This is a genomic window from Streptomyces collinus, from assembly GCF_031348265.1.
Taxonomy (GTDB): domain Bacteria; phylum Actinomycetota; class Actinomycetes; order Streptomycetales; family Streptomycetaceae; genus Streptomyces; species Streptomyces collinus.
The window spans coordinates 216133-228634 of the sequence record NZ_CP133771.1; the positions used below are offsets into that span (position 1 = coordinate 216133).

Here is a 12502-nt window from a genome sequence, read left to right on the forward strand (position 1 = left end):
TTCACCGACCGCCCACCACAGGTGGTTGCCGGCTGATTCCAGAGTCAGCGGCTCGGCCCCGCTCGCGCCCTCTACCCCGCAGGCGTCCCGCCGGCCGCATGGTCTGGAAGGTAGGAACGAATCGGGTGCCCTGCCAGCTTTGGCCCACGTTCACCACGGCACGGTCGGCCATCCCCACGACAGGGCGTTTGAAAGGCCGTTCTCGCCTGCGGCACACGTCCCAGTCGCCCACGCCCCATGCACTGCTGCATCAGTCGCTTTCGCTGCCCGCGCACGCCACGCCAGGGGGCCCGGCCGGCCGCGTGCACGTGCCCGCAGAATGTCGCAAAGGAAAGGAACCACCCTCACTCACACAGGTGATCCCGTCCCCCGCAGCTGCCCTTGCAGCCGATGCGGACGCCGTTGCCGCTGGGCACCGTCAGGCCATACCCGGACTGCGCGGCCTTCCCAGCGTCCGCTGTCGATAATCTGACCGAGTGAAGACCGAGTTGACCCTCCTGTCGCGTGTGGCCTACCGCGGTCGGGAGATCACCGCGCCCCGGCTGCGAGGGCTGCTTGCGCTGCTCGCGGGCGAGTTGCGCTCCGGTTGCTCTACCGCGCGGCTGGTGGACGGGCTGTGGCAGGAGGGCCAGCTGCCGGCCAATCCGGCCAACGCGCTGCGGATCCTGGTTTCGCGCACGCGTTCGCAGCTCGGTGCCGACGTCGTCGTCAGCACCCCGACCGGTTACCGGCTGGCGCTCGACGAGGAGCAGGTCGACAGTTCGGCGGTGGTGCGATGCGCCGAGGCCTGCGCCCGGTACGCCCGGGCCGGGGACCACGCCGCCGCCCTGGCGAGTGCGGAGGACGGCCTCTCGTTCTGGGACGCGGCCCCGGACGCCGCCGCCGCGCCGGGCGACCCGGTGGCGGAGCTGCGGGCCGAGCGGGCGCCGGTCCACGGCTCCCTCGTGCGCTGCCGCGCGCTCGCGCTCGCCCGGCTGGGGCGACGGGCCGAGGCCATGGCGCCGCTGACCGAGGTCTTCGCCGGGGCGCCGCGCGACGAGGAGGTACTGGCCGAGCTGCTGCGTGCCGAGGCGGCCACGGCCGGGCCGTCGGCAGCGCTCGCCCGCTACGACGCGTACCGGCGCGAGCTGCGCGACGGCCTCGGCAGCGACCCGGGCGCCGGGCTCAAGGCCGTGCACCAGGAACTGCTGCAGGTCGAGGCGCCCGCGGTCCGGTACGGAGTGCCGCACGATCCGAATCCGCTGCTGGGACGGGATGAGGATCTCGCGTCGGTGGCCGGGCTGTTGCACGCCTCGCGGTTGGTCTCGATCGTCGGCCCCGGCGGGCTCGGCAAGACCCGGCTCGCGCACGCCGTCAGCCGCGAGGCGGAGCAGCGGGTGGTGCATTTCGTCTCGCTGGCCGGAGTCGGTACGGACGAGGACGTGGCCGGTGAGGTGGCGTCGGCGCTCGGCAGCGGGAAGGGGCCTGGCGGTGGCGTCGGGGCGTACGGCAGCGGGACGGAGGTGACCGCGGGAATCATCTCCGCCCTCGGCGCCGGCCCCGTGCTGCTGGTACTGGACAACTGCGAGCAGGTCCTCCTGGGTGCGGCCGGCCTGGTGCGGGAGCTGGTGGCGCGCTCCAGGGACCTGCGCGTGCTGGTCACCAGCAGGGCACCGTTGGGTCTGAGCTCGGAAGCGGTGTACCAGCTGCCCCAACTGAGCCTGACGACCTCGGTCGAGCTCTTCGAACAGCGGGCCCGGGCCGCCCGCCCCGATGTAGAGCTTCCGCCCGACGCAGTGGTGGGACTGTGCCGGCATCTGGACGGTCTGCCGCTCGCCGTGGAGTTGGCGGCCGCGCGGGTGCGGGTGCTGTCCGTGCCCGAGATCGCCCGCCGCCTCGGCGACAGGTTCGCGCTGCTGCGCGGCGGGACCCGGGACGCACCCGAGCGGCACCGCACCCTGCACGCCGTCGTGGAGTGGAGCTGGAACCTGCTGGAGGACGACGCCCGGGCGGCACTGCGGGCGCTGTCGATCTTCCCCGGCGGTTTCGCCGGAGAGGCTGCGGAACATCTGCTGGGCGAGGGCGGCGACGCGCTGTACCTGCTGGAGCAGCTCGTGGACCAGTCGCTGCTGAAGGCCGGCGACACCGCGGCCGGGATCCGCTTCCGCATGCTGGAAACGGTGCGGGAGTTCAGCGCCGTCCGGCGGGCCGCGGCCGGTGAGGAGGAGGCGGTCGCCGACCGGTTCCTGAACTGGGCGCGAGACTTCGGACTCGCCAACCACGACGTGCTGTTCGGGCCCGAGCCGCTGCGGCACTGGCCGCGGCTGCGTGCCGAGCAGGACAACCTCGTACTCGCCCTGCGGCTTGCCCTCACCCGCGAGGATCACGCCACCACCGCCGCGGCCGGAGCGGTGCTGGCCGGTGTCTGGCTCACCGACTCGACGAGCTTCCACCGGGTCTTCGCGCTGGCCGCCGACACCGCGGTGCCGCTGTCGCACTACCGCCCCGACGCCCGGCACACCGAGGTCACCCGCTCCCTCTGCGCCGCCTGTGTCACCGCCCCGTTCGTAGGATACGGCCCGCTCCGGGCACGCCATCTCGTCACCCTGCGCCGACTGCCGCCCGCCGAGCCGGACACGCTGCTGCGGGCACTCGCCGTCGCGCTGTGCGCGCTTCCGGACATGCGCCCGCCCGGCTACGAGACGCTGCAGGAACTGTGCGCCAGCGACGCGCCCTTGCTGGCGGGCGTCGCCGAGGCCGTGGCCAGCTACCTCTGGGAGCACGAGCAACAGCACGAGCGTGCGCTGTCCTCCGCGCGCCGGCTGCTCGCCGCGGTCGACGCCGTGCCCAACCCGTCGCTGAAGCTGCTCGGTCACTCCCGGTGCAGCGAGCTGTGCGGGGACGCCGGTCTCGGCGAGGAGGCGTACCGGCATCTGCTGGCGGCGCTGGACGCCTTGAACCACCTGAGTGACCAGTCGCCCACGACGGGCCTGCGCCGAGGGCTCGTACTGGCCTGCCTGCAGCGCGGTGAGGTGGCAGAGGCCGAGGAGTGGCAGCGGCGGGTGGAGCTGAGCCGGCCGCCGGAGCAGACCTCGGTCCTGACGAACGATATGGCCGCATGGGCCGAGATCGCGCTGGCCCGCGGGCTGACCGAGCTGGGCCTGAAGCGGTGGCGGATGGCCGTGGAGCGGGTGCGCGCGAGCGACTCGCCGCACGCCGACCCCGGCATGGATGCCTGGGCGCGGGCGATCGAAGCCTACGCGGTGGTCGCGCACGCGTACGCCGGGCGGCTTGAGCTGGTCAGCGGCCTGGTGACCGCGCTGGAGAGCCGGCTGCGTACGCTGCTCGCCGACGGCTTCCGCCCGTCCCGGGAGACTCCCCTGTCCGGCATCGACGTTCTGGCCCTCGGCCTGGTCCGGCTCGCCGCGGGCGATGCCTCGGCGGTGCGGCTGCTGGCGCTGGCGCAGCGGCTGCACGTGCCGCAGACGTTCCCCACGATGTCCGCCGACCGTGCCCGGCGGGTGGCTGAGGAGACCGACAGGGCGGCGTACGCCGACGCGGTGCCGGAGTACGCCGCCCTGGGGCGGGACGAGTTGCGGGACGCGGCCCGCGCGCTCATTTCGGGTCGCGGTTGAACTGAGCCGTCGACCAGCGGTAGCCGAGCGCGGTCAGGCCGAGGCACCAGGCGACGGCGAGCCAGCCGTTGTGGCCGATCCCGGTGCCGAGGAGCAGTCCGCGCAGGGTCTCGATGGCCGGGGTGAACGGCTGGTACTCGGCGATCGGCCGGAACCAGCCCGGCATGGTCTCGGCGGGGATGAACGCGCTGGAGATGAGCGGCAGGAGGATCAGCGGCATGGCCATGTTGCTGGCCGCCTCGGGGTTGGGGCTGGCCATGCCCATCCCGACCGCGATCCAGGTGAGCGCCAAGGCGAACAGGGTGACCAGGCCGAAGACCGCCAGCCACTCCAGTGCCGTGGCGTCCGTGGACCTGAAGCCGATGGCCACGCCCACGGCACCGACGAGGACCACGCTGGCGACCGACTGCACAACGCTGCCGATGACGTGCCCGACCAGTACCGAACCGCGGTAGACCGCCATCGTGCGGAAGCGGGCGATGAGGCCCTCGGTCATGTCCATGGAGACGTACACCGCGGCCCCGATCACGGTGCTGCCGATGGTCATCAGGAGGATGCCCGGGACGATGTAGGCGATGTACTCGGAGCGGTCCGCACCGCCGCCGCCGATGCCCGCGCTCATCACGTCGCCGAAGATGTAGACGAAGAGCAGCAGCATCATGATCGGTGTGAGCAGCAGGTTCAGGGTGCCGGACGGGTAGCGCCGGGCGTGCAGGAGGTTGCGGCGCAGCATGGTGGAGGAGTCGCGGAGGGCGAGGCCGAGGGCGCTCATCGGGTGGTCTCCTTGGGCTGGTTGGGGACGCCGGCCGGGCCGGTGAGGGCGAAGAACACGTCGTCGAGGTCGGGCGTGTGGACGGTCAGTTCGTCCGCCTCGATCCCGGCGGAGTCCAGCCAGTCGAGGATGGAACGCAGTTCGCGCTGGCTGCCGCCGCTGGGGATCCGCAGCGCCAGCGCCTCGTCGTCCCGGGTGACCTCGCGCAGAGCGGAGGCGGCCGACCGGTACGCGGCCGGGGCGGTGAAGCGGAGCCGGACGTGTCCGCCCGGGACGAGCCGCTTGAGTTCCCCGGCGCTTCCCTCGGCGGCGATCCTGCCGTCGTGGAGCACGGCGATGCGGTCGGCGAGTTCGTCGGCCTCTTCCAGGTACTGGGTGGTGAGGAAGACGGTGACGCCGCCCGCGACGAGTTCGCGGATGATCTGCCACATGTTGTGGCGGCTGCGCGGATCGAGGCCGGTCGTGGGCTCGTCGAGGAAGATGATGCGCGGGCTGCCGACCAGGGTCATGGCGAGGTCGAGGCGGCGCTTCATGCCGCCGGAGTAGGTGGAGGCGGGCTTCTTCGCGGCGTCGGTGAGGTCGAAGCGCTCCAGCAGCCCGGCGGCGACGCGGCGCCCCTCGCGTCGGGGCAGGTGGTGCAGGTCCGCCATGAGGAGCATGTTCTCCTCGCCGGTGATCAGGCCGTCGACGGCGGAGAACTGACCGGTGACGCCGATCGCGGCGCGCACGGCCTGTGGGTCGGTGGTGAGGTCGTGGCCGCCGACCCGCAGCTCGCCGGCATCGGCGGTGATCAGGGTGGAGAGGATCTTGACGGCGGTGGTCTTGCCGGCGCCGTTCGGGCCGAGGAGGGAGAAGATCGTGCCCGTGGGCACGTGGAGGTCGATGCCGTCGAGGACCAGCTTGTCCCCGAAGGACTTCCGCAGCCCCGTGGCCGCGATGGCGGATGCGTCGGTCGTTGTCGTCATGCCGCGGAGTCTGCGGGGCGGCGCGTTCAACGACCTTTCAGCGCGGTTTCACTCGGCCTCACGGATGGGCGGTGGAGTGGAGGACCGGTCATGACCATCGCGAGCCGGCCGGCCAAGGCCCCGCGCGGACATCGCCAGGAGCATCGCCGTAGCGCTGCCGCCTCTCCTCGTCCTCCTCCCACCGAGCGCCGTGGTGCTTGCCGGCCCGACCTCACGCCGCCGCGTCGTACACGGCCGTCGACCGGACGCCGTCGTCCGCCCCCGGCTGCGGGGCACGCTGCGCGAACACGGACAGACGCAGCACGAGATAGCGGCCGAGCCCGACGAGCGCGGTGGCCGACAGATAGACCGTCTGCTGCAGGACGAGTCCGGCTCCGGGGCGCAGCGCAGCGAGCGCTCCGACCGCGGCGGACGTGACCAGCCAGCCGGCCGCCATGGTGGCCGCGCTCTTGAGGTGACCGTCCAGGCCGGGCCGTCCGTGGCCGAACGAGACGCGGGCGTGCAGCTCGGTGGCGGCCACGGTGGAGACGACGGTGGTCAGCACGTTCGCCGCCATCCATGGAATCCACTGCGAGAGCAGGACCAGGGTCGCCGAGGCCGCCAGGGTGACTCCGCAGCCCAGCCCGGCGAAGCGGATGAAGACCGCCACGTGACGGCGGATCAGGTGGAGGCCGTTGATGGTGGTGCTTTTCCGAGCCGTTGTCCGTCGCTGAGCCTTGGTCGTCATGCGGCAGAGCGTGGGCGACCCGCCGTTCATCGCCGTTGCAGGGCTCTTTCAGGGGGGTCGGCCGTGGTTGATGAACGGGGCGCCGCGACGGATCTGACCGACGAGCAGCGCGCCGGCCAAAGTCTTCGGGTCGATGGTTGAACTCTGCTGGATACTCTGGTTCGTTGCCGTGGACGGTAAGCTGGACCTTGACATTGACGTCAGAGTCAAACTTCTGAGTTCGACGACTCCGACGTGGCGGTCGTGCGCCGGGTGCGGATCCTGCTCGCGGCCGGGCTGAACACCGACCTGATCCGGGAAGTGCTGCCCTGCATGGCTGAAGAAGGAGCCGTACTGGCACCCACCTGTGCGGAAATGGCTCAGGACCTCAGACGTGAACGTGAGCGCCCGACCAGCTCCATCGAACAGTTCCAAGCCGCCCGCGCCCTGCTCGGCTCGATCATCCACGCAGACGAAGCGATCAACGCCGGGGCCGGCCACAGCGGACAGTGACGCACGTTCCGGAGCGGACACGTCCACATTCCTCCGGCAGCCATGTCGACTGTCGGCTCACGAAATCCGATCCTGATCGACGAGGGAGCCCTGCCCATGCCCACTGCTCCTCACATCGCACTCGACTCGGCAGCACCCGCGGCCGTCGACGGCCGCCACATCCGGGCCCTGACCTTCCAGTCCGTACGGATGGAGTACCTGCGACGTGTGCTCGGGGAGCTGAGTCTCACGGCGGTCGGCCACCGGGCGCTCGTCGTCGGCAGCGGGCGCGGCCTTCTGGCCCGCGGCCTCGCCCGTCTGGGGTTCGAGACCGTCGCCGCCGACCCGTCCCCCGCCGCGACGGCCCTGGCCCGGGGCGCGGACGACGGGCTGGGCGTCACGTATCTGACGACACCGGCAGAGGAACTCGACCTGCCGGACGGCTCCTTCGACCTCGTGTACTGCGCCGACATCCTGGAGATCACCGAACGGCCGGACGCGGTCCTGGCCGAGGCGGCACGCGTGCTGCGCCCCGGCGGAGCCCTCGCCTACGACACGGTGAACCGCACCCCCGTGTCCCGCCTCATCTACCTCGGCGCCTTCCAGGCCCTCCCGACCACACGGATCATGCCCCGGGGCCGCTACGCCGCTCACCGGCTGCGCCGCCCGGTGGAGCTTGCCGAGTCCCTCGACCGGGCGGGGCTCTCCGCGAAGGACGTCTCGGCGTTCAAGCCGCGTGATGTACGCAGTCTGGTGCGGGCGACGCGCGGGCGCCGGCGTGGGACGCTGACGGATGATCAGTTGCCGGAGCTCGTCGAGATGGTGCTCGAACCGGGGAGCAGGCCGGTCGTGACGTACCTGGGATACGCGGTGCGCCGGGCGTGAGCCATACTCCTCACGGTACGGAAAGCACGGTCCAAGAGCTCCCGTGGATTGTGCACTGGTCCCCCCGGGGCCAGTTCGAGAAGCCGGCCATCACCGCCCGCTCGCGGCGACGACCTGCGATCTCGACCACCACGTCATCGACGACAAGACGCCGTTCTCCGGGTTCGGACCGTTCCCGATCGGCCACGAGTGCGTGGGCACGGTCGTCGAGGCCGGCCCCGACTGCACGGACGTCGCGGTCGGCGACGTCGTCGGCGTCGCCTGGCACATCGCGTGCGGCACCTGCGCACAGTGCGAGCTCGGACACACCGCCCGCTGTCTCCGCCACGGCGACGCCCAGTACGGCCTGCCGGTGAACGGGGCATGGGGCGGGACGTTCGACGAACTCATCCGCGTCCCCTACGCGGACTTCAACCTCGCCAAGCTGCCCGCCGGGGTCGACCCCGTGCACCTGGCCTCGATCGGCGACAACCTCGCCCTCGGCTGGGAGACGGTGATGCCGACCGTCGCCGGGATCACCGACCCGAAGATCGCGGTCTTCGGCTGCACGCGCGGCCGAACATGACGCCGACCCTGGAAGCGGTGGCCGCGGGCACCCTCCACCCGGAGCTGGTCACCAGCGGCATCCACGGCTGGGACGAGATTCCCGACGTGCTGACCTCCGGTCGGGCCGGCCACAAGCCGGTCTTCGTCCTGGAGAAGTGAGGAGGGCCCGAGAAGTGAGGAAGCCCCGGCCGGACGGGGGAATCACGGCCGGGGCGGTCTTGTGGTGGGCGCGGATGGCGGTCGCCTCTCGGCGAAAGGCTCCACAGGGCTTCAGCCGAACGATCGTCCCTGTGGGCGAATGGTGAGGCCCGGGGACACTGTCCCATCCGCACCCACGGTTTGTTCAACGGGCAACCAGCTGTCGTTGTTCCGCACTTCCCCGGCATCCGCCGTGATCCGCGCCACTCCCCCGGGCGCCCGACTCCCTGCCTCGCCCCTTTGCCTCACTTATCGAAATTCGATAGATTCCCATCGCAACTCGATGGGAGGATGGGGCATGGGAAAGCTGACACTGTGCGCGCTGCGCACTGTGCTGGTGGTGCTGCTCGTCGGCACCGTGCTCGTACAGGCATTGATGGTGTGGACGCTGGTCAGCGGGAACGACCCGGAGGACGGGTCGCTCCCGCTGACGCCGCTGCGCGTGATCACGATCCTGGGCCTGGTGTCGGCCCAGGTCGTGCTGGTCTGCGTATGGCGGCTGGTGACGATGGTGCGACGCCGGACCGTGTTCTCCCCCGACGCCTTCCGCTACGTGGACGCCGTGATCGGCGCGATCGTGGCGGCCGCCCTCGTGTGGTTCGCGGTCACGATCCTCAACGCGCCGGGCCAGCGGGACGATCCGGGCGTCACCGTCATCATGGGCGGTGTCGGCCTGGCCATCCTGGGCGTCGCGCTCATCGTGCTCGTGTTGCGGATGCTGCTCGCCCAGACCGTCGCCCGCGACGCCGAAGCATCGCAGATGCAGGCCGAATTGAACGACGTGATCTGACGACGCACGCGGACGACGGCCGGCTTCACGAGAAGGGCCTCACGGGCTCATCGCGTCGCGGACGAGCGCGGTGTCCGTGAACTGCTCGCAGCGGACGATCAGGCCGCCGCGCACCACGAAGTGGTGGGCCACCCGGACGTCGACCGGTCTGCCGGTGACCCTGTGAGTCGCGGTGTAGCGGGCGAGGACGACGACGCTCTCACCGTCGGCGACGTAGGTGTCGTCGTGGGCGGTCCAGACGTCCCCGTCCTCGCCGAGCTTCTCCATGACGCCGACGGGGACGCCCTCGGGCGTGCGGTAGGTGCCGGCGAGGGGAAAGCCTGCCATCTCCGTCCACTCCACGTCAGGGGCGAGCGTGGCCCGCAGCGCCGCCCGGTCGCCGGCCGCCGAGGCCAGGTACCGGCGGCGTACGACGTCGGCCGGGGCGGTGGACGTGGCGAACTCGCTCATATCCGCCCCACTTCATCTCGCCCTTGGCGACCTTCGCACCGAGCTGAGCGGCGATCAGCATGCCGTTGTCCGGGTAGCGCTCGACGAGGGCGGCGGTGAGCGCGGCGCCGTCGGCCGCCTTGCCCAGCTCCGCCTCGAACGCGACGAGGTAGTCGCGGGTCGCCGCGATGGCGGAGGCGTCGACGGGAGCGCCGGGCAGTCGGTGGCCGGGGGCGACCAGCTCCGGCTCCAGGGCTGTGCCGAGCCGGATCACCCGGGCGAGGCGCAGCAGCCCGCTGTCGAGGGCGAGCGCGAACAGCAGGGCCAGCAGCAGCATCAGGGGGACCTGGAGGGCGAAGAACAGGGCGACCCGGCCGATGCCCGAGAGGAGTTGGGGGTCTTTCAGGGCGGTGACGTAGTTGTCCAGTCCCACGAAGACCGTGCCGCCGATGAGGCGTTCCTGGAAGAGGCTCAGGTAGGCGGCGTAGCCGAGGGGGGCGAGGAAGAGCAGGAGGAACAGGACCATGAACGGGGCGATGAACGCCGGGCCCGCGAGGCGGCGGTGCGGGCCTGCCCGCTTCGGCCTCCGGGCGGGGGGGGTGTATGACTGCGCCGTCATGACTGCGCAGACATATCTACGCAGCCGGACGCGCCCCGACAAGACATCGCGCAGCATCCCTTCGGGCCGGCCGGGGATCACGGTCCCCCGCGGCCCTGGTCCGGACCCGTCGGTCAAGATTCGGTCTCGCTTACGCGAGCGAGGGGCGGCGAGCTGTTACCAGGGGTAAGTTCCGGCCTCCCACCCCCCGTTGTCAGGAGTTCCGGTTCCATGCGCCGACTTCTAGCCTCCATCGTGGTGGCGTCAGCCGCGATCGGCGGGTTCATCACGAACACGTCCCCCGCCATTGCCGCCGACCCCGCGTCCGGATCCTTCAGCGTCCTCGCCTACAACGTCGCGGGCCTGCCGGAGAGCATCTCCTCCGCACCCACTCCGCGCGAGCCCGCCACCACGGAAATCGGCCGGCGGATCGCGCCGTACGACGTGGTCAACGTCCAGGAGGACTTCAACTACCACGCCTTTCTCTACGCCGGCGACACCGCGCACGCGTACCGCACCCCCACCAGCGGGGGTGCGGGTATCGGCAGCGGTCTCAACACCCTGTCGAAGCTCCCGTACGACACCGACGACTTCGAGCGGGTGCGGTGGAAGTCCTGCCAGTTCGACTCCGGTGACTGCCTCACGCCCAAGGGGTTCACGTTCATCCGTCAGCGCCTCGCCGAGGGCGTGTACGTGGACTTCTACAACCTGCACACCAACGCCGGCACGAACCCCGGCGACCTGGCCTCGCGGGCGGACAACCTCAACCAGCTGTCGGCCTTCATCAAGACCCACTCGGCCGGCAACGCGGTCGTCGTCATGGGCGACACCAACACGCGCTACACGCGCTCGGGGGACACCATCGCGGAGTTCGCCGCCGCGAACGGTCTGACCGACCCCTGGGTCCAGCTCATCCGCGGCGGCACACCGCCCGCCAAGGGCAGCGACGCCCTGGTCTGCGACCAGACCGGTCCTACCGTGCCCAACACCTGCGAGGTCGTGGACAAGGTCCTGTACCGGGGCAGCAAACTCGTGTCGCTCGACGCCACCTCCTACAACAACGAGCACGCCAGGTTCCTCACCGACGGCGGGCTCATGCTGTCCGACCACGACCCCATCAAGGTGGACTTCTCCTGGTCGCGTGCCGCGGACTTCCAGCTCAGCGACCAGTTCGGCGGGCCCCACGGCGACTACTACACCGACATCGACGCCGTGCCGGCGGGCGCGCGTCCGGTGGGCCTCTCGCTGCGCAGCGGCACCCGCGTCGACGGCGTCGGCCTGACGCTCGGCAACGGCAAGGTCCTCAGCCACGGCGGGACCGGCGGCACGGCGTCGTCCCTGAATCTGGGCAGCGGGGAGTACATCGGTTCCGCCCAGCTGTGCCGGGGCGTGAAGGACGGCCGGACGCGGATCTTCTCCGCCAGGTTCACCACGAACCTCGGCAGGAGCCTGTCCGGCGGAACGACCACGTCCGACTGCGTCACGCGCACCGCGCCGTCGGGGTGGCAGATCGCCGGGTTCCACGGCCGGGCCGGTGACGAGGTCGACAAGCTGGGCTTCATCTACACGAAGCGCTGACGCTCCCCCTTGCCGACTGCCGCAAGCACCGGCCCGCAGCCGGCGGCGAGGGCCTCCCACCGGCTGTCGCCGCCGGGCGGTGGGAGGTCCCGGCCGGTGGGGCGGAGGGTGGTGCAGCCCCGGCCGGTGGGACGGCCGGTGGGGCCGCCCTGGACGGTGGGACGGCCGGTGGGGCCGCCCTGGCCGGTGGGACGGCCGGTGGGGCCGCCCTGGCCGGTGGAGTGGAGCCGGTGGGTGGCGCAGCCCCGGCAGCTGTCAGGGGAGCCGGGGCAGCATGTCCCGGGCTGCGTGGCTGAGGACGCGGAGGTTCTCGGCGAACCGGTCCCGGTCCTCGACCGGGAGGGGCGCGAGGAAGTAGCGCTTGATGTTCTCCACGTGCGCCCGGGCCGCGGCGACCGTGGTCTCCTCCCCCAGCGCTGTCAGACGTACCAAGCGCGCACGCCGGTCACCGGGGTCCTCGACCCGTTCGACCAGGCCGGCCGCCACCATGCGGTCCACCAGGCGGGTAGCCCCTCCCGTGGTCAGGACCTGCTCCTGGGCGATGGCCCCCATCGACAGCCCGGGCTCCCCCGCCCGCCCGAGAATGAGCAGCACCTCGAACGTCAGATGGCTGATGCCGCACTCCGCCTCCAGCGCCCGGCCCAGGATGTACTCCAGCCGGTTCGCGGCCCCCTGCAGCCGGCCGAAGGCCAGCACCAGGGCGTCGTTCGCCGCATCCCCCGGCGTCGAGATCTCCGCCTGCTCATTCACAGCCCCGCCACCCCTCTGCTCCTTCGTACACACCCTCCCGATCATGCCGCACCCTCGCCGGACGTCTCTGCCCGCGGCGGCACCGGCCACGTCCCCGGTGCTGTTCGGGACGTCGTGCCCCGAGTGTCCGTGATCAATCCGGAGCGGAGTCAACTACTTCTCTGTGCGGGGTGATTGAT

At 71.4% G+C, this 12502-nt stretch carries 12 protein-coding genes and 2 pseudogenes; 7 read left to right on the plus strand and 7 right to left on the minus strand.

Annotation, left to right across the window (positions count from 1 at the left end; genetic code table 11):
• Positions 1 to 476: 476 nt before the first annotated feature.
• Positions 477 to 3614 (plus strand): ATP-binding protein, encoded by a 3138-nt coding sequence (locus tag RFN52_RS00885; protein ID WP_184854562.1) that lies wholly within the window; start codon positions 477 to 479, stop codon positions 3612 to 3614.
• On the opposite strand, the gene RFN52_RS00890 is transcribed toward RFN52_RS00885, so the two are convergent.
• From RFN52_RS00890 to RFN52_RS00900, 3 genes are all read right to left on the minus strand, one after another.
• Positions 3595 to 4386, minus strand: a complete 792-nt coding sequence (locus RFN52_RS00890; RefSeq protein WP_184854561.1) for an ABC transporter permease — start codon at positions 4384 to 4386, stop codon at positions 3595 to 3597. The two genes, RFN52_RS00885 and RFN52_RS00890, sit on opposite strands and share 20 nt — an antisense overlap.
• Positions 4383 to 5351: an ATP-binding cassette domain-containing protein gene (locus RFN52_RS00895; protein WP_184854560.1), complete on the minus strand. Its 969-nt coding sequence runs from the start codon at positions 5349 to 5351 to the stop codon at positions 4383 to 4385. The genes RFN52_RS00890 and RFN52_RS00895 overlap by 4 nt, the downstream gene beginning before the upstream one ends.
• Before the next feature lie 211 nt (positions 5352 to 5562).
• Complete coding sequence (locus RFN52_RS00900; RefSeq protein WP_311240842.1) at positions 5563 to 6078, minus strand: GtrA domain-containing protein; 516 nt, start codon at positions 6076 to 6078, stop codon at positions 5563 to 5565.
• Between the two features lie 234 nt (positions 6079 to 6312).
• On the opposite strand from RFN52_RS00900, the gene RFN52_RS00905 reads away from it, so the two are divergent.
• From RFN52_RS00905 to RFN52_RS00925, 5 genes are all read left to right on the plus strand, one after another.
• Positions 6313 to 6570: a MerR family transcriptional regulator gene (locus tag RFN52_RS00905; RefSeq protein WP_311240843.1), complete on the plus strand. Its 258-nt coding sequence runs from the start codon at positions 6313 to 6315 to the stop codon at positions 6568 to 6570.
• A gap of 96 nt (positions 6571 to 6666) precedes the next feature.
• Positions 6667 to 7434, plus strand: a complete 768-nt coding sequence (locus RFN52_RS00910; RefSeq protein ID WP_184854559.1) for a methyltransferase domain-containing protein — start codon at positions 6667 to 6669, stop codon at positions 7432 to 7434.
• A 43-nt stretch (positions 7435 to 7477) separates the two neighbouring features.
• A complete protein-coding gene (locus tag RFN52_RS00915; RefSeq protein WP_311240844.1) occupies positions 7478 to 7999 on the plus strand; it encodes an alcohol dehydrogenase catalytic domain-containing protein in 522 nt (173 codons plus the stop codon).
• Positions 7996 to 8139: a hypothetical protein gene (locus RFN52_RS00920; protein ID WP_311240845.1), complete on the plus strand. Its 144-nt coding sequence runs from the start codon at positions 7996 to 7998 to the stop codon at positions 8137 to 8139. The genes RFN52_RS00915 and RFN52_RS00920 overlap by 4 nt, the downstream gene beginning before the upstream one ends.
• A gap of 337 nt (positions 8140 to 8476) precedes the next feature.
• Positions 8477 to 8968, plus strand: coding sequence for a DUF2975 domain-containing protein (locus RFN52_RS00925; protein ID WP_184854558.1), 492 nt, complete (start codon positions 8477 to 8479; stop codon positions 8966 to 8968).
• A gap of 39 nt (positions 8969 to 9007) precedes the next feature.
• Here RFN52_RS00925 and RFN52_RS00930 read toward each other — a convergent pair whose 3' ends face one another.
• From RFN52_RS00930 to RFN52_RS00940, 3 genes and pseudogenes are all read right to left on the minus strand, one after another.
• Positions 9008 to 9418 carry a nuclear transport factor 2 family protein gene (locus RFN52_RS00930; protein WP_184854557.1) on the minus strand — a complete coding sequence of 137 codons (411 nt, stop codon included), beginning with the start codon at positions 9416 to 9418 and terminating at the stop codon, positions 9008 to 9010.
• Positions 9419 to 9422: 4 nt separating this feature from the next.
• Positions 9423 to 9653: pseudogene (locus tag RFN52_RS00935) on the minus strand (MBL fold metallo-hydrolase); the annotation flags it as partial.
• A gap of 3 nt (positions 9654 to 9656) precedes the next feature.
• Positions 9657 to 10016 (minus strand): annotated as a pseudogene (locus tag RFN52_RS00940) (sugar ABC transporter permease); the annotation flags it as partial.
• A gap of 210 nt (positions 10017 to 10226) precedes the next feature.
• Here RFN52_RS00940 and RFN52_RS00945 point away from each other — a divergent pair.
• Complete coding sequence (locus RFN52_RS00945; protein WP_184854556.1) at positions 10227 to 11573, plus strand: jacalin-like lectin; 1347 nt, start codon at positions 10227 to 10229, stop codon at positions 11571 to 11573.
• Positions 11574 to 11828: 255 nt separating this feature from the next.
• Here RFN52_RS00945 and RFN52_RS00950 read toward each other — a convergent pair whose 3' ends face one another.
• Positions 11829 to 12323, minus strand: coding sequence for a MarR family winged helix-turn-helix transcriptional regulator (locus RFN52_RS00950; RefSeq protein WP_107459102.1), 495 nt, complete (start codon positions 12321 to 12323; stop codon positions 11829 to 11831).
• Positions 12324 to 12502 lie beyond the last annotated feature (179 nt).